Annotated in this window: 18 protein-coding genes; 8 read left to right on the top strand and 10 right to left on the bottom strand. The window is 64.0% G+C overall.

Annotation, left to right across the window (positions count from 1 at the left end; all coding sequences use genetic code 11):
* Positions 1-60 precede the first annotated feature (60 nt).
* The 6 genes from ACFOJ9_RS36420 to ACFOJ9_RS36395 are packed head-to-tail and all read right to left on the bottom strand — an operon-like array spanning position 61 to position 6795.
* A complete protein-coding gene (locus ACFOJ9_RS36420; RefSeq protein WP_378986640.1) occupies positions 61-1497 on the bottom strand; it encodes an NAD-dependent succinate-semialdehyde dehydrogenase in 1437 nt (478 codons plus the stop codon).
* Positions 1498-1515: 18 nt separating this feature from the next.
* The gene (locus tag ACFOJ9_RS36415) at positions 1516-2787 is read right to left on the bottom strand and encodes a CaiB/BaiF CoA transferase family protein (protein ID WP_378986638.1); all 1272 of its coding nucleotides are present in this window, start codon (positions 2785-2787) and stop codon (positions 1516-1518) included.
* Between the two features lie 44 nt (positions 2788-2831).
* Positions 2832-3863, bottom strand: a complete 1032-nt coding sequence (locus ACFOJ9_RS36410) for an ABC transporter ATP-binding protein (protein WP_378986636.1) — start codon at positions 3861-3863, stop codon at positions 2832-2834.
* A complete protein-coding gene (locus tag ACFOJ9_RS36405; RefSeq protein ID WP_378986634.1) occupies positions 3860-4936 on the bottom strand; it encodes an ABC transporter ATP-binding protein in 1077 nt (358 codons plus the stop codon). The genes ACFOJ9_RS36410 and ACFOJ9_RS36405 overlap by 4 nt, the downstream gene beginning before the upstream one ends.
* A 3-nt stretch (positions 4937-4939) precedes the next feature.
* Positions 4940-5782: an ABC transporter permease gene (locus ACFOJ9_RS36400; protein ID WP_127380423.1), complete on the bottom strand. Its 843-nt coding sequence runs from the start codon at positions 5780-5782 to the stop codon at positions 4940-4942.
* Entirely contained in the window at positions 5782-6795 is a 1014-nt protein-coding gene (locus tag ACFOJ9_RS36395; protein WP_378986632.1) for an ABC transporter permease, read from the bottom strand. Before ACFOJ9_RS36395 ends, ACFOJ9_RS36400 begins: the two co-directional genes overlap by 1 nt.
* A 187-nt stretch (positions 6796-6982) precedes the next feature.
* Here ACFOJ9_RS36395 and ACFOJ9_RS36390 point away from each other — a divergent pair, with 187 nt between their 5' ends.
* From ACFOJ9_RS36390 to ACFOJ9_RS36370, 5 genes are all read left to right on the top strand, one after another.
* Positions 6983-7792, top strand: a complete 810-nt coding sequence (locus ACFOJ9_RS36390; RefSeq protein ID WP_378986630.1) for an IclR family transcriptional regulator — start codon at positions 6983-6985, stop codon at positions 7790-7792.
* Positions 7793-7892: 100 nt separating this feature from the next.
* On the top strand, positions 7893-8645 hold the full coding sequence (locus tag ACFOJ9_RS36385) for an SDR family NAD(P)-dependent oxidoreductase (protein WP_378986628.1): 753 nt from the start codon (positions 7893-7895) through the stop codon (positions 8643-8645).
* Between the two features lie 145 nt (positions 8646-8790).
* Complete coding sequence (locus ACFOJ9_RS36380) at positions 8791-10122, top strand: glucoamylase family protein (protein WP_378986626.1); 1332 nt, start codon at positions 8791-8793, stop codon at positions 10120-10122.
* A complete protein-coding gene (locus ACFOJ9_RS36375; protein ID WP_378986624.1) occupies positions 10112-11641 on the top strand; it encodes a mercuric reductase in 1530 nt (509 codons plus the stop codon). The genes ACFOJ9_RS36380 and ACFOJ9_RS36375 overlap by 11 nt, the downstream gene beginning before the upstream one ends.
* Before the next feature lie 220 nt (positions 11642-11861).
* Entirely contained in the window at positions 11862-13070 is a 1209-nt protein-coding gene (locus ACFOJ9_RS36370; RefSeq protein ID WP_378986622.1) for a glycosyltransferase family 4 protein, read from the top strand.
* A gap of 97 nt (positions 13071-13167) precedes the next feature.
* Here the strand turns inward: ACFOJ9_RS36370 and ACFOJ9_RS36365 are convergent, their stop codons facing one another.
* The 4 genes from ACFOJ9_RS36365 to ACFOJ9_RS36350 all read right to left on the bottom strand — a co-directional run bounded on the left by ACFOJ9_RS36365 (position 13168) and on the right by ACFOJ9_RS36350 (position 17024).
* The gene (locus tag ACFOJ9_RS36365) at positions 13168-13851 is read right to left on the bottom strand and encodes a GntR family transcriptional regulator (protein ID WP_378986620.1); all 684 of its coding nucleotides are present in this window, start codon (positions 13849-13851) and stop codon (positions 13168-13170) included.
* Positions 13852-13863: 12 nt separating this feature from the next.
* Positions 13864-14760, bottom strand: coding sequence for a dihydrodipicolinate synthase family protein (locus ACFOJ9_RS36360; RefSeq protein ID WP_378986618.1), 897 nt, complete (start codon positions 14758-14760; stop codon positions 13864-13866).
* A 183-nt stretch (positions 14761-14943) separates the two neighbouring features.
* On the bottom strand, positions 14944-15519 hold the full coding sequence (locus ACFOJ9_RS36355) for a DUF1349 domain-containing protein (protein ID WP_378986616.1): 576 nt from the start codon (positions 15517-15519) through the stop codon (positions 14944-14946).
* A gap of 65 nt (positions 15520-15584) precedes the next feature.
* Positions 15585-17024, bottom strand: a complete 1440-nt coding sequence (locus ACFOJ9_RS36350; protein WP_378986614.1) for an aldehyde dehydrogenase family protein — start codon at positions 17022-17024, stop codon at positions 15585-15587.
* A gap of 277 nt (positions 17025-17301) precedes the next feature.
* Between ACFOJ9_RS36350 and ACFOJ9_RS36345 the strand changes: the two genes are divergently transcribed.
* The 3 genes from ACFOJ9_RS36345 (at position 17302) to ACFOJ9_RS36335 (ending at position 21890) form a co-directional block, all read left to right on the top strand.
* Positions 17302-17961: a TetR/AcrR family transcriptional regulator gene (locus ACFOJ9_RS36345; RefSeq protein ID WP_378986612.1), complete on the top strand. Its 660-nt coding sequence runs from the start codon at positions 17302-17304 to the stop codon at positions 17959-17961.
* Positions 17962-18142: 181 nt separating this feature from the next.
* The gene (locus tag ACFOJ9_RS36340; protein ID WP_378986610.1) at positions 18143-20554 is read left to right on the top strand and encodes a GcvT family protein; all 2412 of its coding nucleotides are present in this window, start codon (positions 18143-18145) and stop codon (positions 20552-20554) included.
* Positions 20555-20636: 82 nt separating this feature from the next.
* The gene (locus ACFOJ9_RS36335) at positions 20637-21890 is read left to right on the top strand and encodes a sarcosine oxidase subunit beta (RefSeq protein WP_378986608.1); all 1254 of its coding nucleotides are present in this window, start codon (positions 20637-20639) and stop codon (positions 21888-21890) included.
* Positions 21891-21895: the final 5 nt, after the last annotated feature.

The following is a 21895-nucleotide window of genomic DNA, read 5'->3' as shown; positions in this document are numbered from 1 at the left end:
ACCCGAAAGTGCGCAGCGGTTTTGGGACAACGATATGCACCGCAAACGACAGCGGTCGACTCAGTCGACCTGCAGGTGCGACACGAACTTGCTGTTGAGATAGCTCTCCAGCGCATCGGCGCCGCCCTCGGTGCCATTGCCGGAATCGTTGATGCCGCCGAACGGCACCTCCGGCAGCGCCAGGCCATAATGGTTGATCGACACCATGCCGCTGGCGATGCCGGACGACATCTTTGCCGCGCTCGCCGCCGAGCGGGTGAAGCCATAGGCGGCAAGCCCGTAGTTCAGCCGGTTGGCTTCGGCCAGCGCTTCATCCAGTCCATTGACCGGGGTCATCAGCGCCAGCGGGCCGAACGGCTCCTCGTTCATGGCACGGGCATCGGTCCCGACACCTGACAGGATGGTCGGCTCGAAGAAATAGCCTGAATTGCCGATGCGCTTGCCGCCGGTGACGAGTTCGGCGCCTTTCTGCACGGCGTCGTGGACCAGTTCCTCCATCGCCTGGACGCGGCGCGGGTTGGCGAGCGGTCCCATTGTGGTGCCTTCGGCAAGCCCGTCACCGACCTTGATCTGGCGTGTCGCCTCCGCGAACCGGCCAACGAAATCGTCATAGACCGCATGGTCGACGAGGAAGCGCGTCGGCGCGACGCAGATCTGCCCGGCATTGCGGAATTTGGATGCGACCATCGAGCGTGCGGCGCGGTCGAGATCGGCGTCGGGCAGGACGATCACCGGTGCATGGCCGCCAAGCTCCATCGTCGCCCGCTTCATGTGCAGCCCGGCAAGCGACGCCAGTTGTTTGCCGACCGGCGTCGAGCCGGTGAAGGAGATCTTGCGGATCACCGGATGCGGAATGAGATAGGCCGAGATTTCCGACGGCGTGCCATAGACGAGGTTCAAGGCCCCAGCGGGCAGCCCGGCATCGACAAAGGCGCGCACCAGTTCGGCGGGCGAGGCCGGTGTTTCCTCCGGTCCCTTGATGATGATCGAGCAGCCGGCGGCAAGTGCGGCCGACAGTTTCCGGACTGCCTGGTTGAGCGGAAAGTTCCATGGCGTGAAGGCGGCCACAGGGCCAACAGGTTCCTTGACCACCGACTGGCTGACACCCTCAAGACGCGCCGGCACGATGCGGCCGTAGCTGCGGCGCGCCTCCTCGGCGAACCAGTCGATGATGTCGGCGGCGGCAAAGGCCTCCATGCGCGATTCGGCGATCGGCTTGCCCTGTTCCAGCGTCATCAGCGTGGCGATGTGCTCGTTGCGCTCACGCAGGATATTGGCGGCCTTGCGCATCAGCTTGGAGCGGTCGAAGGGCGAAACGCGCCGCCAGGCCTCGAACCCTTTGGCAGCAGCAGCCAGCGCCTCGTCGAGATCGTCGATACCGGCATGGGCGAGCGAGCCGAGCTCGGCCTCGGTCGCCGGATTGACGATCGCCATGGTGCGGCCGTCTCGGGCCGGGCGCCATGCGCCGTCGATGTGCAGCAGCACGTTTTTATACATGTCGGGCTCCGTGGAAAATCAGGCGGGAACGGGCTCGGCCGAGGGCGTATAGACGCCGATGGCGCCGGTGCCAATCAGCTGGTCGATGGTCTCGGCGCTGTAACCGAGCACGTCGGCCAGCACGGCTTGCGTGTCCTGGCCGAGCATCGGCGGCGCGATGAAGTCGGCGGTCAGCTGCGCGGCAAGTCCCTGCGCCGGGCGCACCATGGCGACGGAACCGAGATGCGGATGCGGCAAGGTCTGGACAAGGCCGCGCTCGCGCACATTGGGGCTATCGAAAACTTCCGGTATCGATTTTACCGTGCCGGCCGGCACGCTGGCCTCGGCACAGGCCGACATCCAATGATCACGCGGCTTGGCCTTGAAGGCGGCGGCGAGCTGCGGGATCAGCGCCTCGCGGTTGGTGGCACGCGCGCCCGCCTTGATGAAGCGCGCGTCCTCGGCCAGATGCGGCAGATCAACGACCTTTTCGCACAGCGCCGCGAACTGTCGGTCATTGCCGACGGCCAACGCGAAGCCGCCGTCTGAGGCTTCGAAGATCTGATAGGGAACAACCGTCGGATGCGCATTGCCGTAGCGGGCTACCTCGCGGCCGGTATTGAGATAACCGCTGCCGACATTGATCAACAGGCTGAGCGCGCAGTCGATAAGTGACAGGTCGAGGAACTGTCCCTTGCCCGTCGTCGCGCGCTCGAAAAGCGCTGCCAGGATCGACTGCGTCGCGACCATGCCGCAGACGATGTCGGTGATGGCGACGCCGACGCGCATCGGCTCGCCATCGCTCTCGCCGGTGATGGCCATCAGGCCGCTTTCGGCCTGCATGACGAAATCATAGCCGGGCCGTCCGGCATCGGGGCCGGTCTGGCCGTAACCGGAGATCGAACAGTAGATCAGGCGCGGATTCGACGCACTGAGTTCCTTGAAACCGACGCCGAGGCGCTCGGCGGTGCCGGAGCGGAAATTCTCAACGACGATGTCGGCCTTCGCCGCCAGTTCGCGCACGATGGCCAGCCCTTCTGGGCTCTTCATGTCGAGTGCGATGCTCTGCTTGCCGCGATTGGCGCAGAGATAGTAGGTCGAGACACCCTTGTAGCTCGGCACCGACCACGCCCTGGTATCATCGCCGCCATCGATGTTCTCGATCTTCCAGACTTCGGCGCCGAGATCGGCAAGGCTCATCGTCGCCCACGGACCGGCCAGCACACGCGAGAGATCGAGAACCTTGATGCCTTCGAGCGGCAGGCGCGCGCGGCCTTCCGTACCGGCATTCTTGGGGTGGTCTTCCGTCAAATCAGAATCCTTCGCGGGTAATTCGGCTGTTGTCTCGCAGGTTGTCAGACAGCCTTGAAGGTGTTGACGGGCTCGGGAAAATGACAGGCGACGCGATGCGAATCACCAGCCGGATCGAGCGGCGGTTCGACGGAGGCGCAGATCGCCTGCGCCTTGAAGCAGCGCGTGCGGAAGCGGCAGCCGGAGGGTGGATTGAGCGGGCTCGGCACATCGCCGGTCAGCACGATGCGCTGGCGCTTGCGCTCCTTCTCGGGATTGGCGAGCGGCACCGCCGACAGCAGCGCCTGGGTGTAGGGGTGCAGCGCCCTGGAGTAGAGTTCGGCCGCCGGCGCGATCTCGACGATCTTGCCGAGATACATCACCGCCACCTGATGCGAGATATGGCGCACGACCGAGAGGTCATGGGCGATGAATAGATAAGAGGTGCCGAAGGACTGCTGGATATCCTTGAGCAAATTGAGCACGCCGGCCTGCACCGAAACGTCGAGAGCCGACACCGGTTCGTCGAGGATCACCACTTGTGGGTTCAGCGCGAGCGCCCGGGCGATGACGACACGCTGGCGCTGGCCGCCGGACAGTTCGTGCGGATAGCGCTTGCCGTGATCGTGATTGAGCCGGACGAGTTCGAGCAGTTCGGCAACCCGCGCGCGGCGGTCGGCCGCCGACATGTCGCTCATGCGCAGCGGCTCGGCGATGTTGTCGGCAATGCGCATGCGCGGATGCAGCGACCCGTAGGGATCCTGGAAGACGAGCTGGATGTAGCGCCGCATCAGGCGCATGTCTTCGTGATTGAGGGCGAGCAGGTTCTGGCCACGGAACCAGCTTTCACCGCTGGTCGGCTCGATCAGCCGCATCAGGCAGCGCCCGAGGGTCGACTTGCCGCAACCGGATTCGCCGACCAGGCCCAGCGTTTCACCAGGGGCTACGTCGAACGAGACATCGGCGACCGCCCGCACATGGGCAACGGCACGGTCGAAGACGAGGCCGCCGCGAACCGGAAAATCCTTGACCAGATGTCGTACCGAAAGCGCTGCCGCCGGCTTGGTTTCGACTTGAATTTTCTCCGCTGCGCTCATGGGGCCACGCTTCCACTGTCCAGGCTTGCCGCCGCCAGCGAGGCGCCGTGGAAGGGCGGCAAGGTCGTCGCGAAATGGCAAGCCGAGAACCTGCCACCGATGTCGTGCAGCGGCGGGTCTTCGGTCCGGCAGCGTGCCTCGGCATAGATGCAGCGCGGATGGAAGGCGCAGCCGCCCGGCAAGCGCCCAAGTGCGGGCGGCGAGCCGTCGATCGAGAACAGCCGCTCGCGGCTTTCCTCGAGATTGGGGATCGAGGCGATGAGGCCGCGCGTATAGGGATGGCGCGGGTCGGCGAACAGCTCGGACACGCCAGCATGTTCGACGACACGGCCGGAATAGACGACCGCGACGCGGTCGGCATGACCGGCGACGACGCCGAGATCATGGGTGATCAGCACCAGGCCAAGGCCGAGCCGTTCCTGCAACGAGCGCAGCACGGCCAATATCTGCGCCTGCACCGTCACGTCGAGCGCCGTGGTCGGCTCGTCGGCGATCAGCAAATCGGGATCGTTCGCGACGGCCATGGCGATGACGGCGCGCTGGCGCATGCCGCCGGAGAATTCGTGCGGATACTGGTTGACGCGGCGCTCCGGCTGCGGGATCGCCACCAGATGGAGCAGTTCCACCGCGCGCGCCATCGCCTGTTTGCGCGTCACGCGCTGATGCAGCCTGACCGCTTCGGCGATCTGGGCGCCGACGGTCATCACCGGGTTCAACGAGGACAGCGGGTCTTGAAAAATCATGGCGATGCGCGCGCCCCTGATCTTGCGCATCTCGCGTGACGATTTGCCGACCAGTTCGTCGCCGTTGAAGCGGACCGAGCCGGTGACCACCGCGTTCTTTGAGGTGAGGCCGAGCGCGGCAAGCATGCCGACGGATTTGCCCGAGCCGGACTCGCCGACAATACCGACCACTTCGCCCTTGGCGACATCGAGGTCGATGCCGCGCACCGCTTCGAACTGATTGCCCGCCCGCCGAAACCCCACCCGCAGGCCGCGTATGGACAGCAGCGGCTCCTGCCCGCCTGCCTTGTCGACTGCGCCGGACTGCGCTGAAGATATCTGTGCGCTCATCGCCTAGTCCGACCTTGGATCGAGAATGTCGCGCAAGCCGTCGCCTATGAAGTTGAAGCCGAGCACGATGGTGAGGATGGCGACGCCGGGACCGAAGGCGATCCACCATTGGTAGAAATGGACGGCGCCATCGGAGATCATCGAACCCCATTCGGGCGTCGGCGGCGTGGCGCCGAGACCGATGAAGCTGAGCGACGCGGCGAGCAGCACGACCTGGCCCAAATCCATGGTCGCGCTGATCAGCACCGGGGTCCAGCAGAGCGGCAAGATATGCGTGAACAGGACGCGGCGCGGCCTGGCGCCGGCGGCGATTGCCGCCTCGACATGCTCGCGCTCCTTGACCTCCAGCACCTGCGCCCGCATCAGACGGGCATAGACCGGCCACCAGACGAGCACCATGGCGATGGCCGCATTGCCGAGACCCGGCCCAAGCGACGCCGCGACGGCCATGGCGAGCAGCATCGGCGGGAACGACAAGGTCACGTCGACAAGCCGCATGATCGCCGCGCCGGTCAGGCCGCCGACGAAGCCGGAGATGGCACCTAGCAGCGAGCCGATGACGACGGCCGAGACGACGACCAGAACCGCGATCGGCAGCGAATGCGCCGCCCCGTGCAAGGTGCGGGCCAGCACATCGCGGCCGAGCGCATCGGTGCCCAGCCAATGCGCCCAGCTCGGCGGCTGCAGCCGGCGCGCCACCATTTCGAGCGGATCGAACTGCACGACCAGGTTGGCGAATACGGTCATGAACAGCCAGAACAGGATGACGACCGTGCCGATCACCAAAGGCGCGGTCAGCCATTCGGGAACGGCGGCGGAACGGGATTTGGTTGCGACCGCCGACATCAGCTCAATCTCACGCGCGGATTGGCCACCACATAGAGTATGTCGGTGATGAGGTTGGTGACCAGGAACGCGAGGCCGCCGACGATGGTGACGCCGATGATTGCCGGGAAGTCGAGTGCGCGCGCCGCCTCGACGGCGTAGGAGCCCATGCCCGGCCAGGAAAAGATGGTCTCGGTCAGCACCGCGCCGGTGATCAGATAGGCGAAGGAATAGCCGATGACGGTCAAGGTCGGCACCATGGTGTTGCGCAGCGCGTGGACGATGACGACGCGCAATTCGCTAGCCCCCTTGGCGCGGGCGGTGAGCACGAATTCGCGGCTCATCACATCCAGCATGTTGGCGCGCACCAGCCGCGATATGGTGCCCGAAACCGTCCAGCCGAGGACGAAGGCCGGCAGCAGCAGGTGCCAGAGTGCGTCCTTGAAGACGGTCCAGTCGCCAGCCAGCAGCGAATCGATGGTCAGGAAGCCGGTGATGCCGGGTGGCAGTGCCAGGCGGGCATCAACCCTGCCCGGCCCCGGCAGCCAGTTCAGCATGACCGAGAAAATGAAGAGAAGGCCGAGCCCCGACCAGAACACCGGCAGCGACGAGCCGAACAAAGCGAACAGCCGCGCGCCATGGTCGATCAGGCTGTTGCGGAAATAGGCGGCCAGCACTCCAAGCACGATGCCGAGCGTAGTGCCGAAGATCATCGCTGCGAAAACCAGTTCGAGCGTTGCCGGCAAGCGGTAGAGAATGTCGGTGCCGACATTGCGCTTGGTGATGAATGACGTGCCGAGGTCGCCGCTCAGCAGATTGCCAAGATATATCATATAGCGTTCCGGCAACGGACGATCGAGACCCCAGCGCGCCTTGGCGGCGGCGACGACTTCCGGGTTGCTCATCTGCTGTTCGGCGACGATCGCCGTCAGCGGATCGCCCTTGGTCACCGTGGTGATCAGGAAGGCGATGGTGACGATGCCGAGCACCAGAAACGGCATTGCGATAAGCCGGCGCAAAATATAGCGAGACACGTGGCTACCTTCACAAGGAGGGGCTTCGTAAGATGGCACAAGGCGCTGGGAGATGCCATCGATGGGAGCATATTGACAGTCGGGGAAAGCGCCTGTCAATATAGATGGAATTTAATTTCATTTTTGATCGTTAGCGCCGGCGGCACCGGCCCGACAGGCGGACGACGCCGCCAGAAAGACCAGCAGCGTGCGCAAGCGAGCGAACAGGGACGACACGGAGCTTGAAGGCGAAGGTGGGCAGCTTTCGTCGTCGCTGGTGCGCGGCCTCGGCATCCTGCGTGCCTTCCGGCCGAGCGACGCCTCGCTCGGCAACCAGGACATCATTGCCCGCACCGGCCTGCCCAAAGCCACGGTCTCGCGCATCACCTATACGCTGAGCGCGCTCGGCTACCTCCTGTACGACAAGGACCTTGGCCGCTACAGCTTGGGACCGGCCACCGTGGCGCTCGGCTATTCGGCGCTCAGTTCCAGCGCCGTCGTCCACGTCGCCCGACCGCTGATGCAGCCGCTGGCCGACCTGACTGGAGCGGCGGTGGCGCTCGGCACGCGCGATAGCCTCAACATGGTGTATCTCGCCAATTGCCGGTCGGAGAGCCTTGTCACGCTGCGGCTCAATCCGGGCTCCTATCTGCCGATATGGAAGACATCGATGGGGCTGGCCTATGCGGCGGCCCTTTCACCCGAGGAGCGCGCCAGCCTTGTGCGGGCTCTGCAGGAGGCAGAGCCGGACAAGGCAGCGATGATCGCGGCGGCGATCGACGATGCGATCACCCAGTACGCACGCCAAGGCTACGTAACGTCGTTCGGCGCCTGGCACAGCTATATCCATGCGGTCGGCGTGCCGTTCCGCCCGCGTGACGGCTCGCCGCTGGTTGCCATCACCTGCGGCGGCATCGGCGAGATCATCACCGAGGACCGCGCGCATGCCGAGATCGGACCGGCGCTGGTGGCGATGGTGAAAGCGCTCGGCAGTCAACTCGAGGGAAATCCCGTGTAATCCCGGCACGGGATTGGCCCAGACGATCGGCCTGCATGCAGGCTTGAACTTGCCTGGTGGTGACGGGGTCCATCGGGTTCGGGTGACAGGGGAAAATTGGATGCCGATGAATTTTGCAGGACGGTTCAGCGGTCGGGGAGCGGTCATCACCGGCGGCGCATCGGGCATTGGCTTGGCTGTGGCTCGGAGAATTGTCGAAGAAGGCGGACGGGTTTCGGTGTGGGATCGCGATCCTGCTCAGATCGAACAGGCGAAAGTCGTCATTCCGGGACTGCACGGCGTGGCGGTGGACGTTGCCGATGCGGCAGGGGTTGAAAATGCCGCCACGCGGACGATCGAAGCGCTTGGCGGTGTCGATATCCTGGTCACCAGTGCGGCGATCACCGGTCCCAACATGACGACCTGGAATTATACGGTAGAGGATTGGCAGAAGGTCATCGACATCAACATCAACGGCGTCTTCTACTGCAACAAGGCGCTCGTGCCGCACATGCTCGAGCGCAACTATGGCCGCATCGTCAACATCGCCTCGATCGCCGGCAAGGAAGGCAATCCCAACGCCTCCGCCTACAGCACCTCGAAGGCTGCGGTTATCGGCCTGACCAAGTCGCTCGGCAAGGAACTGGCCAAGACCAAGGTGACGGTCAATTGCGTCACACCGGCGGCCGTGCGCACCGCGATCTTCAAGCAGATGAGCCAGGAGCACATCGACTTCATGCTGTCCAAGATACCGATGGCGCGCTTTGGCGAGGTCGACGAGGTGGCCGCGCTGATCTGCTGGATCGCCTCGGAGGAGTGTTCGTTCACTACGGCCGCCGTGTTCGACGTTTCCGGCGGCCGCGCCACCTATTGAGGCAGGACGCATTTCAATTCCGCGTGACGGTGCAACGAACGGGAGCGCACGGGCGTATAGTTCCAGACTTCGAATCGACGTGGACGCGAAAGGGATGCAGGAACCATGACATGGGATGCAGCCATCAGGCGGGAGCTTGCTTCCTTTGCTTAGAGCCGAGCCTGCCGCGCTGTCCGACGACGAGCTTCTGGACCGCTATCAGCGCGCCGCCTTCGACTATTTCCTGGAGAACGTGAACCCGGAAAACGGGCTGGTCGCCGACACGTCGCGGCCGAATTGGCCGGCCAGCATCGCCGTGGTCGGTTTCGCCCTGTCCTGCTATCCGATCGGCGTCGAGCGCGGCTGGATGACGCGCGATGCGGCGGTGAAGCTGACGCTTGCCGCGCTGCGTTTCTTCTCGAACAGCCAGCAAGGCAATAGCGACGAGGTCACCGGCCACAAGGGTTTTTACTACCATTTCCTCGACATGCGGACCGGCCTGCGCGTCTGGCGCTGCGAACTGTCGATGGTGGATACGGCATTGCTGATATCAGGCATGCTGGTGGCGAGCGCCTATTTCTCCGACGACAATGGCGAAGAAGCCGAGATCCGCCAGCTGGCCGAAGCTCTCTACCGGCGCGTCGACTGGCGATGGGCGCAAGGTTCAAGCCCGACCCTGCGGCAGGGCTGGAAGCCGAAGAGCGGTTTTCTCCACTATGGCTGGGAAGGCTACAACGAAGCGACGATCCTCTATGTGCTGTCAATGGCCTCGCCCGACAACCCGACCTCCGACAACAGCTACGAGGGCTGGACGGCGACCTACCAGTGGGAAAACATCTACGGCTACGACGTGCTCTATGGCGGTCCGCTGTTCATGCACCAGTTCTCGCATGCCTGGATCGACTTCGCCGGCATCCGCGACGCTTTCATGCGCGAGAAGGACTCGGACTATTTCGAAAACAGCCGCCGCTCGACCTACCTGCACCGCGACTATGCGCGGCACAACCCCTATGGCTATTACGGCTACGACGAGAACCTTTGGGGACTTTCGGCAGGCGACGGGCCGGGCGGCTTTCGCACCAGCGTCGAGCGGCAGCGTCGCCGGTTTTCCGGCTATACCGCGCGTGGCGCTCCGTTCGGACCCGATGACGGAACGATCGCCCCATGGTCCTATCCGGCGTCGCTGCCTTTCGCGCCGGACATCTGCCTGGCAGCGTTGCGTCATCTCGGGGATCGCTATCCCGAGGTGATCGATAATTTCCGGCTGCCGAGCGGCTTCAACCCCACCCTGGCGAACCGGCGAAAATTCGGCCGCAACGGTTGGGTGTCGCAAGGCCATTACGGGCTGGATCAGGGCATCGTGGTGATGATGATCGAAAACCATCGGTCGCGCATGATCTGGGAGCTGATGCGGTCCAACCAGCACATCCGGCGCGGCCTGGGCAAAGCGGGTTTCACGGGTGGATGGCTATCGAGGAACGGCGGCGATGACGCGTGACCGTACCAGGGCTACAGCCTTTCCTGTCGACAGCAACGACATCGAGCTGATCAAGAGCGCCCATCCGCCGCATTGGCAGAACCCGGAGCCGGACGGTCCCTACAACCTCGTCGTCATCGGTGCCGGGCCGGCCGGGCTGACCGCCGCTCACGAAGCGGCCGGCCTCGGCGCAAAGGTCGCGCTCATCGAGCGCAACCTGATCGGCGGGACCTGTATCAATGTCGGCTGCATCCCGTCGAAATCGATTATCCGCACGGCCAGGCTCTATGCAGACATGCGCGATGCCGAGAATCTCGGCGGTGACACGCCAGACCATCTTCACGTCGCCTTTCAGCGGGCAATGACGCGGATGCGTCAAATCCGGCAGCGGATCAGCCGCGCCGATGCCGCCGCGACCATCGCGTCGAAAGGCATCGATGTCTTTTTCGGTGAAGCACAATTTTCCGGACCGGACGCGGTCGCGGTGGTGGGCAAGACGCTGCGTTTCAGGAAGGCCCTGATCGCCACAGGCGCACGCCCGAGGCTGCCGACGATCCCGGGGCTTGCCGAAGCCGGCTATCTCAGCAACGAAACCATGTTCGATCTCACAGAATGCCCGAAGCGGCTTCTGGTCATCGGCGGCGGACCGCTCGGTTGCGAGGCGGCGCAGGCCTTCTGCCTGCTGGGTGCGAATGTCATCCTGGCGCAGCGGGAGCCGATGTTCCTGCCCGGCGAGGAACGCGACGCCGCCCAGATCCTTTCGGACGCGCTGGCGCGCGAGGGGATCGAGGTTTGCCTCAACACCGAGGTGGTGGCGGTGCGGACAGCAGGCGGAAAGAAGCTCGCCGACCTTGTACACGACGACATCACGACGACGATTTCCGTCGACGAGATCATCACCGGGATTGGCCGCTCGCCCAATGTCGACGGTCTCGACCTGGAGAACGCCGGGGTGGCATATGATGCCGACGGCATCAAGGTGGACGACTATCTCCGCACCACAAATCCGCGCATCTATGCGGCGGGCGATGTGTGTCTCGACTACAAATTCACCCATACCGCCGAGGCAACAGCTCGCATGGTCGTGCGCAATGCCCTGTTTCTCGGACGCAGGAAACTGAGCGAACTGGTCATTCCGTGGTGCACCTACACCGATCCGGAGATCGCCCATGTCGGCCTCTATCCAGCGGAGGCGCGCCAGAACGGCATCCCGGTCAAGACCTATACGGTGCTGATGCACGATGTCGCCCGTGCGGTGATGGACGGCGAGGAAGAGGGTTTTGTCAAAATCCACGTCAAGGAAGGGTCCGATCGCATCCTGGGTGCCACGGTCGTCGCCAGCCATGCCGGCGAGATGATCAATGCGGTGTCGCTGGCCATCAAATGCGGTATGGGATTGCACGCGCTGGCCGACGTCATCCATCCCTTCCCGACGCAGGCGCAAGGCATCAAGATGGCCGGCGACGCTTATCGGCAGACAAGACTCACCGCATTTTGGAGGCGTCTGGCGGGCCACTGGCTGGCGTGGTCCAGGCGGTGACCGTGTCATACCGGCAGGCATTCCAGCAGGCCCGTCGCCAGGCTGGTGCACCAGACATTCAAAGAGGATACGGCGCTTGACGAAAGCCCCATTCAGCTAAACAAGTCGAAGCTGGTTTTATGGCTGCGGGGCCGTCTTGAATGCCGTCTGGAATAAAGTCTTTGGTGCAACTCCGGGCGCACAGCCCTGGGCGCACGCTTCGAACACCATGAGTTCGCACGTGACCCTCCCGGCACTGAATGCCGAAAGGCGTACGCTCATCGTGACTCACGATCCGGCCTATCCGCCAACCTCCGGCGCGGATCTGAGAAATCATCGCAACGCTGAAGCGGCAGCGGAATTCGGCCCGGTCTGCCTGGTGTCGGTGCGGCCTCGGGCCGTGGAAGCAGCCGATCCGTCGATCCGCAGCGAGGCCTTGTCGATCGAAGGTGAGGCCCGCTCCGGCTCGGTCGGATGGTGGCGCATAAGGGCGGAGCATCGCATTTCGCGCACCGCCTTGACGCGGCTGGAGACACTGGTTCGAGACTTTCGCCCCGACACCGTGCTGGTCGAGGGTATCGGCCTGTTCAAGCTGCTGCGGCCTTTGCGAGCGCTTACGAAACAGCTCATCCTCGACATGCACAATGTCGAGTCCGACCTGGCGGGACAGTTGCGGCGCGTCGATGCTAAGCGACCTGCCGTGGCAACGATCACGCCAAGCCTTGGCATCAGACGCCTCGAGAGAAAGGCGCTCGCCCTTGCCGACAGGGTCTGGGTCTGCTCAAGCCAGGATCGCGAGAGGCTGATGGCGCTTTCCCGGCACACGGTGCCGATCGATGTGGTTCCAAACGGAATTCCCCACGCCGGGCACAGTCCCGAAACGCTGCCCGTCGAGCCAGGGGCCGGCAATGGCTTTCCGGTGATCCTGTTTATCGGCCACCTCGGCTATCCGCCAAACGTCGATGCCGTCGAGCGACTAGCCGGCTCCATATTGCCGCGCATACGACAAGCCTTGCCGGCCGCGACACTGGTTCTCGCTGGACGCAAGCCGAAGCCCGCCGTCCAGGCACTGGCCGGATTGCCCGGCGTGGATCTCGTCGAAGACCCGGAAAGCGTGGCGCCGCTCCTGTCCAGCGCGCATCTCAGCATCATGCCGCTTGCGGCAGGCGGCGGCACCCGCATCAAAATTCTGGAGGCGATGGCCTGGGGCGTTCCGGTGATCGCCACGCCGCTGGCGGCCGAGGGTCTGGATCTGGTCGACAAGGAGGAGCTGCTGCTGTCGGATACCGATGAAGGGCTTGCCGACATGGCTGTCGGACTTTGCCTGGATGCCAAGCGACGGGCACGGCAGCGCGTGCGCGCCCATCAAGCCGTATGGACAAGATTCGGCCCGCAGGCGATCCGCGATGCCGTCCGCGCCGGGCTTGGACTGGACGAGGCCGGCGCATGATCCCACCGATCCTTCACCAGACGTGGAAAAGCGACGTCGTTCCGGCCCGCTTTGCCCCTGCCGCGACAGGGCTGCGGCGATATTTGCCGGACAATCGTCAGCCGGCGGTCTCATTGCGCCGCAACTGGCTGACGATCTCGCCGGCCGCGTCGGCGATGTGTTTTCTCAACAAGCGCGCGGTCTCGGCGATGTCCCTTCGGCGATAGGCCTCGAAGAGCTCGCGATGCTCCTGCAGAGCTTTGGCCTGTGCCTTGGCGGGCTCGATTTGCAGACGCAAATAGCGGTCGGCGGAGTTGTAGAGCGTCTGGACGACAGCCATCGAACGCGGCCGCATCGAGGGTTCGAGCAATGCGGTATGGAACGCCCAGTTGAGACGGCTGAGGTCCTTGGGATCATCGCCTCGGGCGATGGCAGCCTCATAGGCGCGCAGCGATTTTTCGATGGCCGCAATGTCCTGATCCGAGACGTGCGCGATCGCCTTTTCGACCAGGAAAGGCTCAAGCAGCAGACGCGCATCGAAAAGGTCGATCGCATCGTCGGCGGACAACTCCGACACGACAGCCCCGCGATGCGTCCTGATGACGACCAGGCCGTCCGCCTCCAGCTGCAGAAGCGCCTCGCGCACCGGGATCCGGCTCACGCCAAGCTCGGCGGCGATGGCCTCCTGGCGGATCTGATGCCCACCCGGATAATCGCCGCCGATGATCCGGGCAGCGATATACTCGGCGACCATTGCCGTCACGGTCTGGCGCTGCAGCAGCGGCTTGTCGGTGGTGGCCATGGCGTCCCGTGTTCAGTCCTGCTGCCTGAGCTTTTCGATCGCCGCCTCGATAATGGCGGTGACGCGCGCACGCTCCTCGCCAACGAGAGGCAAACGCGGCGCTCGGGTCCACTCCGGCGCGCCATAGACGAGATGCTCGGCCATCTTGATGTACTGAACCAGCTTGACATGCGTGTCGAGGTGAAAGGACGGCGTCATGATCCGGTAGAGATCGCGCGCGCCGGCGAAATCGCCGGTCGCGCACAAATTGAAGATGCGGACGCATTGTTTGGGCCAGGCATTGGTCATGCCGGACACCCAGCCGGTGGCGCCGAGTGCCATGCTTTCGACGATCTGGTCGTCGACGCCGCAGAAGATATCGAAGCGATCGCCGAGCTCGATGATCATGTCGGTGACCCGGCGCACATCGCCGGTCTCTTCCTTGACGGCAACGATCGTCGGACAGTCCGCCAGCACCTTCAGGATGGCGGGGGTGACGTCGACGCCATAGGCGATCGGGTTGTTGTAGATCATGATCGGCAGGTCGCTGGCGTTGGCGATCGCCTTGTACCACTCAGCCGTCTCGCGCGGGTCAGTCTTGTAGCCAAGGCTGGGGAACACCATCAGACCTTCGGCGCCGAAATCCTGGTACTTGCGCGCGGCTGCGGTTGCGTTGGCCGTCGAAATCTCGGCAAGGCCGGACAGAAGCGGGACACGCCCGGCCACCACGTCCTTCGCGGCCCGGATGACCGCTTCCCGCTCCTGCAGCTGCAATGATGCATTCTCGCCAAGCATCGGCAGGACGATGATGCCCGACACGCCATTGGTGATCAGGCGATCGATGCTCGCCTGCGTCGCCTCGATGTCGATCGAACCATCCTGGTTCAGCTTGGTCGTAACCGCCGGGAACACCCCTTGCCAATGCGTCATCGTTCGGTTCCTCTTCAAGATCGATATTGTATGATTGGATCCAATCATACAATATCGGAAAGAGCAAGGTGCCGCGCCCCATTCACGGCGCGGTCGGACAACCCGACGCGCGCGTGCCAAGTCTTCAAACAGTGACTGTCGTAAAGGTCGAAGTGCTCGCGGTTCAGCGCAAGACCGCACGCCTCAATCGTGCAGTTCGCGCGATATCGGCGGACCGACGGAAAAGCCGGAGAATGTGACCTCGAACCCCTCGCGTTGCGGCGAGCAGCACATCATGCCGACATCAACCGTTTTCGAGATCGGGAAATAGGCAAGCCGCACCGGCTTCCAGTGGCCGTCTGAAGCATCGAGATACTGGACCCGGATCGCGTCGGCGTGACGGGTCAGGCGGATGCTGATGCCATTCGGGTCGGCAGGGATGGCGACCAGCGACCAGTCGGACGTGTCGTTGGTGACGACGACGGAGAAATAGGAAAGGCCGTCGGTGTATTCGATACCGGCCTTGATCCAGTGCGTTTCGCTGAGCCGGACCATCAGCCCGGCTTGATCGTAAAGCACCTTGTAGTCGCCCTTGACCGTGACTTCGGCGGTGAAATCGCCCTCGACCGGCCGGTACAGGAAGTGGCCGTTGTCACGCCAGAAACCGTAGAAGGTCTCGCGCCAAAAATCGGTCTCCTTGCCGGTGCGCACGCGAACGCTATCGCCGTCGATGGCATGGTGCGGCGGCGAGTTGAGCCAGGTCAGGTTCTGCACTGTCATCGCTTCGCGCCGCTCCAATCTTGATGTGCTTGGCGGGTGGCCGGCCCCGATCGGCCGACTGCCGATCAGCCAGCGAACGTATAGGCGGTCTTCACCGTGGTGTAGAACTCCGCCGCATAGCGGCCCTGCTCGCGCGGTCCATAGCTCGAGCCCTTGCGACCGCCGAAGGGAACATGGAAGTCGACACCCGCCGTCGGCAGGTTGACCATCACCATGCCAGCCTCCGAATTGCGCTTGAAGTGCGTGGCGTGCTTGAGGCTCGAGGTGCAGATGCCGGAGGTCAAGCCGAAGGGCGTGTCGTTGGCGACTGAAAGCGCCTCGTCATAGTCCTTGACGCGAATGACGCTGGCGACAGGTCCGAAAATCTCCTCGCGTGAACTGCGCATGGCGTTGGTGGCCTCAGTCAGCAGCGCCGGCTGCAAGTAGAAGCCCGGCGTCTTGCGGTCGAGCCGCTCGCCGCCGAAGGCGAGCGTAGCGCCCTCCCTGACGCCGATGGTGATGTAATCCTCGTCCTGCTTCAGCTGCGTCGCGTCGACGACCGGACCGATCTGGGTCTGCGCGTCGAGCGCGTCGCCGATGACCAGCTTGCTCATGCGATCCTTGAGGGCGTCGACGAAACGGTCGTGGATGCCGTCGGTCACGACAAGCCTGGACGACGCGGTGCAGCGCTGGCCGGTCGAGAAGAAGGCGCCATTGAGCGCGCAATCGACGGCGACCGCGAGGTCGGCATCGTCTAGGACGACCAGCGGGTTCTTGCCGCCCATTTCAAGCTGGAACTTGCGCATGTGCTCGATGCTTGCCGCGGCAATGCGCTTGCCGGTGCCGACCGAGCCGGTAAAGCTGATGGCGTTGACATCGGGACTGTCGAGCATCGCCTGACCGACCACCGAGCCCTTGCCCATGACGAGATTGAGCACGCCCTTCGGAAGGCCGGCGCGATGCAGGATGTCGACGATGGTCCAGGCGCTTTCGGGAACAAGTTCGGCCGGCTTGAAGACGACGGTGTTGCCGTGCGTCAGCGCCGGGGCGATCTTCCAGGCCGGAATGGCGATCGGAAAATTCCACGGCGTGATGATGCCGACCACGCCGACCGCCTCGCGCGTCATCTCGACGCCGACGCCAGGCCGCACGCTCGGCACGACCTCTCCGGTCAAACGCAACGTTTCGCCGGCAAAGAAATCGAATATCTGGGCGGCGCGAATGGTCTCGCCGATGCCCTCGGCCAGCGTCTTGCCTTCCTCACGCGCCAGATTGCGGCCGATCTCGTCCTTGCGCGCCAGAATCTCGTCCGAGGCCTTTTTCAGCACTGCGTGACGGGCCAGCGGACCGGAGCGGGACCATGCCGGAAACGCCGCCTTGGCCGCCGCGATCGCCTGCCCCGCCTGTTCGACACCCGCCGAGGCATAGTCGCCGACGACATCGCCGGTATCCGAGGGGTTGATGTTGCGCGAACCGGCCTCGCCGACCCATTCGCCATCGATGAGGTTTTTTCGAAACAGCGTCATGTCCTTGTCTTCCCTGCTGGTTGGCCGCGCGGCGGCATCTGTCTGAACTGGTATTTGCCAGACAATTGCCTTGCGGGAAAGCAAACACTGAGTCGGTTGCCGCGACAAAAGTCCCCTCCCCTTGCCATCAAGCCGATGGCGCGGGCGACGGCAGGGCCATATCGCTCCTCAATCCGGCTAACATCCGTGAGGCATCGTTCGGGCCAAGTCGAATTGCCCTGTACATTAGTGTCCATAGCCTTGATTTGCCTGAGGCAGCGTGTCATGCGTCGTGTCGATGGCAGCTCTCGAAACGACGATTCAGCGCGCCGGCGCCACCGGCAACATCAAGGCCACTCGTGAAGACTGGCTGAAGCTTGCGCTTGAAACGTTGATCTCGGACGGTGTCGAACGTGTCCGCGTGCTGACGCTTGGCCAGAAGCTCGATGTGTCGCGCTCCAGCTTCTACTGGTATTTCAAGAGCCGGCAGGATCTGCTCGACCAGTTGCTCGACTACTGGCGGCAGACCAATACGAGGTTCATCGTCGAACGCGCCAGGCGGCCTTCCGCCACCGTCATCCGCGGGGTGATGAGCATTTTCGAATGCTGGGTGGACGAAAGGCTGTTCGATCCGCAGCTGGATTTCGCGATCAGGGCGTGGGCCCGCCGCTCGCCTGCGATCAGGCGCGCGCTCGACGAGGCCGATGAGGAGCGCGTCAACGCCATCCGCGACATGTTCATGAGCCATGGCTATGACGAGGTGGATGCGTTCGTGCGGGCCCGCGTGCTCTATTTCATGCAGATCGGCTATTACTCGCTGGAACTCAACGAGCCGATGAGCAGCCGCCTGGCTCAAGTTGCCTCGTATCTGCGCAGTTTTACCGGCCAGGAGCCGTCACCCCAGGACGTCGAGGATTTCTCGCGCTACGTCGAGAAAACCGTTCCCCGCAGCCGGTAGCCATCCCAACAGCAGCATGTCCGCCTCTCGACCGGCATGCGCAAGAGGCGCGCTCGCTCGCATCGTTGTCAACCGTGACCGCAGCGACAGCGCAACCGCTGTGCGAAGCCGCGCAAGGTACTAGACACTGATGTACAATGCCACTAGGTTGCGTCGCCATGACTGGGTGGAGTGCGACAGGATGAAATCCCAATATAGGGCGATCGTCATCGGCGGCGGCGTGGTTGGAGCCTCGGTGCTCTATCACCTGGCGAAATTCGGCTGGAGCGACGTCGCGCTGATCGAACGCGAGGTGCTGACGTCAGGTTCAAGCTGGCATGCGGCCGGCGGGTTCCATGCGCTGAACGCCGATCCCAACATCGCCGCCCTGCAAGCCTACACGATCGACCTGCTCTCCGAAGTCGAGAAGGAATCGGGCCAGAGCATCGGTATGCACATGACCGGCGGCATCTCGGTCGCCTCGGCGCCGGAGCGCTGGGAATGGTTGAAGGCCTCTTACCGCATCTTCCAGACCATGGGCATCGACGATGTCCACCTGGTCGGCGTCGATGAGATCAAGCAGCGCTGCCCGATCCTCAACACCGACGGCATGCTGGGTGGGCTTTATGCCGCGCGCGAGGGTCATATCGATCCCTCGGGCGTCGTGCACGCCTATGCCAAGGCAGCCAGGCTGCGCGGCGCCGACATCATCGAGCACAACCGCGTGCAGGCACTGAACCGCCGCGCCGGCGGCTGCTGGGACGTGGTCACCGAGAAGGGCACGGTCATTGCCGAGCACGTCGTCAATGCCGGCGGGCTGTGGGCCAAGCAGGTCGGCAGGATGGCCGGCATCGACCTGCCGGTGTCACCGATGGAGCACCATTATCTCGTCACCGAGGCGCTGCCCGAAATCCAGGCGCTGGACAAGGAATTGCCACTGATCGTCGATCTCGAAGGCTTCACCTACATGCGCCAGGAGCAGAAGGGCCTGCTGCTCGGCATCTACGAGATCAACCACAAGCACTGGAACATGGATGGCGCGCCGTGGGACTACGGCATCGAACTGATCCAGGAAGACACCGACCGCATCGCCGACGAGCTGGCGCTCGGCTTCAGCCGTTATCCTTGCCTGGAGACGGCCGGCATCAAGCGCTGGGTGAACGGCGCCTTCACCTTCTCGCCGGACGGCAACCCGCTGGTCGGCCCGGTGCGCGGCGTGCCCAATTACTGGGTGGCGTGCGGCGTCATGGCCGGCTTCCTGCAGGGCGGCGGCGTCGGCAAGTCGCTTGCCGAATGGATGATCCATGGCGAGCCGGAAGCCGACGTCTACGGCATGGACATCGCCCGTTACGGCGACTTCGCCTCCAACCGCGAATACATCAGGCAGACCACCGGGCAATTCTATTCGCGCCGCTTCGTCATGAGCTATCCCAACGAGCAGCTGCCGGCGGGACGGCCCTTGAAGACGGCCGGCGCGCATGACGCCATGGACGCCGCCGGCGCGCGCTGGGGCAATTCCTGGGGCATGGAAGTGCCGCTCTATTTCGCACCGCAAGGCTTCGTCGAGACACCGACGCTGAAGCGCTCCAACGCCTTCGACATTGTCGCACAGGAATGCCGCAAGGTGCGCGAAGGTGTCGGCCTGCTCGATATCACCGCCTTCTCGCGCTACGAGATCACCGGGCCGCAGGCGGAAGCCTGGCTCGACCGGCTGCTCGCCTGTGCGCTGCCCAAGCCGGGTCGCGTCAAACTCGCGCCGATGCTGGGTGAAAACGGCAAGCTCAAGGGCGACCTCACCGTCTTCAACTGGGGCGATGGCTCCTGGTGGGTCATGGGGTCCTACTACCTGCGCCAGTGGCACATGCGCTGGTTCGAACAGCATCTCGCCGACGGCGTCACCGTCCGCGACATTTCGGATGCGGCCGTCGGTTTCTCGCTGGCCGGACCCAATGCGCGAACGCTGCTGGAGCGCCTGACACATGACGATGTCTCGCACGAGGCCTTCGGCTTTCTCGCCTGCAGGACATTGGATGTCGGGTTGGTGCGGGCCAAGGTCGGTCGGCTGTCGGTCATCGGCGAACTTGGCTACGAGATCCATTGCCAGGCCAATGAGCACGCGGGCCTGCGCCGCGCTCTGCTGACGGCAGGCAAGGATCTGGGCGTGACCGAATACGGCTTCGGCGCAGTCAATTCGCTGCGGCTCGAAAAGAGTTTTGGCATCTGGTCGCGCGAGTTCACGCAGGACTATACGCCGGCCGAGACCGGCATGGACCGCTGGATTGCCTTCGACAAGGGCGAGTTCATCGGGCGCAAGGCGGCGCTGAACGAGCAGAAGGCTCCACCGAGGCGCACGCTGGTGACGCTCGAAATCGACGCGGTGGACGCCGATGCCAGTGGCTACGAACCCATCTGGAACAAAGGCAGGCTTGCCGGCTTCGTCACCTCCGGCGGCTATGGCCATACGGTCGGCAAGAGCCTCGCCATGGCGCTGGTCGAGCGCGAGGCGGCCGATATCAATACCCAGTTGACAACCCACATCGTCGGCGTCGAAAGAGGTGCGCGCGTCATCGCTTCGTCGCCATACGATCCGTTGGGCAAGGCGATGCGGGCATGACCGATCGAACCGGTGCCGTCGGTGCAGAAGACCATGCGATGATCCCCGTTCCTTTCCGAAAATCAGGCCTGTCCGGCACGCCATGACCCGACGCTATTCCGCTCTGTCGCTGTTCAAGGAGGGCCTGGCCGGCCAGACCGGCTGGAAGCAGGCCTGGCGCTCGCCCGAGCCGAAGCCGGCCTACGACGCGATCGTCATCGGCGGCGGCGGCCATGGGCTGGCGACAGCCTATTACCTGGCAAAGAACCACAACATCACCAGGGTGGCTGTGCTGGAAAAAGGCTGGATCGGCGGCGGCAACACTGGCCGCAACACCACCGTGGTGCGCTCCAATTACTATTATCCGGAAAGCGTCGAGCTCTACGGGCTGGCGCACCGGCTCTACGAGGGGCTGGCCAAGGACCTGAACTACAATGTGATGCTGTCGCAGCGCGGTATGGTCAATCTGTGCCACTCGACCGCCGAGTTGGAGATCGGCGCGCGCACCGTCAACGCCATGCAGATCAACGGTATCGATGCCGAGCTGTTTTCTCCCGAGGATGTGCGCCGGGTGGCGCCGATCTACAATTTTTCGCCGGACGCGCGCTTCCCGGTGTTCGGCGGCATCTGGCAAGGCAGGGCCGGCACGGCGCGCCATGACGCCGTCGCCTGGGGCTATGCGCGGGCGGCGAGCCGGCTCGGCGTCGACATCATCCAGAATTGCGAGATCACCGATTTCATCATCGAGGGCGGCCGCTGCCGTGGCGTCCAGACGTCGCGTGGCGCGATCCGTGCCGAGCGCATCGGCATGGCGGTGGCGGGTCACTCGTCGGTGCTGGCGGCCAAGGCCGGCTTCAGGTTGCCGATCAATTCCTATGCGCTGCAGGCCTGCGTTTCCGAGCCGGTCAAGCCGATCCTCGACACGGTGGTGCTGTCGCCCGGTTGCGGCGTCTATGTCAGCCAGTCGGACAAGGGCGAGATCGTCATCGGCGGCGGGCTCGACCGCATTCCTTCCTATGCGCAGCGCGGCAACCTGCCGACGCTGGAGACGGTGATTGCCGGCCTGCTGGAGATGTTCCCGATCTTCGGCCAGCTCAAGCTGATGCGGCAATGGGCCGGCATTGTCGATGTCGTGCCGGACTCCTCGCCGATCATCGGCGAATCGCCGCTGCCGGGACTGTTCCTCAATTGCGGCTGGGGCACGGGCGGCTTCAAGGCCATCCCCGCAGGCGGCACGCTGCTGGCGCACTTGCTGGCGTCAGGCAAACACAATGACATCAGCCGTCCGTTTGACCTGGATCGCTTCGCCAGCGGGCGGCTGATCGACGAAGCGGCCGGCTCCGGCATCGCGCATTAGAGGCA

This window comes from Mesorhizobium cantuariense (genome assembly GCF_042647205.1).
GTDB lineage: Bacteria > Pseudomonadota > Alphaproteobacteria > Rhizobiales > Rhizobiaceae > Mesorhizobium > Mesorhizobium cantuariense.
This window is presented reverse-complemented; position numbering and strand designations above follow the sequence as displayed.

Bases quoted from the DNA above. Each gene is read 5' to 3' on its own strand.
- ACFOJ9_RS36420 (WP_378986640.1), bottom strand. From the start codon at position 1,497: ATGTATAAAAACGTGCTGCTGCACATCGACGGCGCATGGCGCCCGGCC.
- ACFOJ9_RS36410 (WP_378986636.1), bottom strand. From the start codon at position 3,863: ATGAGCGCAGCGGAGAAAATTCAAGTCGAAACCAAGCCGGCGGCAGCG.
- ACFOJ9_RS36405 (WP_378986634.1), bottom strand. From the start codon at position 4,936: ATGAGCGCACAGATATCTTCAGCGCAGTCCGGCGCAGTCGACAAGGCA.
- ACFOJ9_RS36400 (WP_127380423.1), bottom strand. From the start codon at position 5,782: ATGTCGGCGGTCGCAACCAAATCCCGTTCCGCCGCCGTTCCCGAATGG.
- ACFOJ9_RS36385 (WP_378986628.1), top strand. From the start codon at position 7,893: ATGCCGATGAATTTTGCAGGACGGTTCAGCGGTCGGGGAGCGGTCATC.
- ACFOJ9_RS36375 (WP_378986624.1), top strand. From the start codon at position 10,112: ATGACGCGTGACCGTACCAGGGCTACAGCCTTTCCTGTCGACAGCAAC.
- ACFOJ9_RS36365 (WP_378986620.1), bottom strand. From the start codon at position 13,851: ATGGCCACCACCGACAAGCCGCTGCTGCAGCGCCAGACCGTGACGGCA.
- ACFOJ9_RS36360 (WP_378986618.1), bottom strand. From the start codon at position 14,760: ATGACGCATTGGCAAGGGGTGTTCCCGGCGGTTACGACCAAGCTGAAC.
- ACFOJ9_RS36355 (WP_378986616.1), bottom strand. From the start codon at position 15,519: ATGACAGTGCAGAACCTGACCTGGCTCAACTCGCCGCCGCACCATGCC.
- ACFOJ9_RS36350 (WP_378986614.1), bottom strand. From the start codon at position 17,024: ATGACGCTGTTTCGAAAAAACCTCATCGATGGCGAATGGGTCGGCGAG.
- ACFOJ9_RS36345 (WP_378986612.1), top strand. From the start codon at position 17,302: ATGGCAGCTCTCGAAACGACGATTCAGCGCGCCGGCGCCACCGGCAAC.
- ACFOJ9_RS36340 (WP_378986610.1), top strand. From the start codon at position 18,143: ATGAAATCCCAATATAGGGCGATCGTCATCGGCGGCGGCGTGGTTGGA.
- ACFOJ9_RS36335 (WP_378986608.1), top strand. From the start codon at position 20,637: ATGACCCGACGCTATTCCGCTCTGTCGCTGTTCAAGGAGGGCCTGGCC.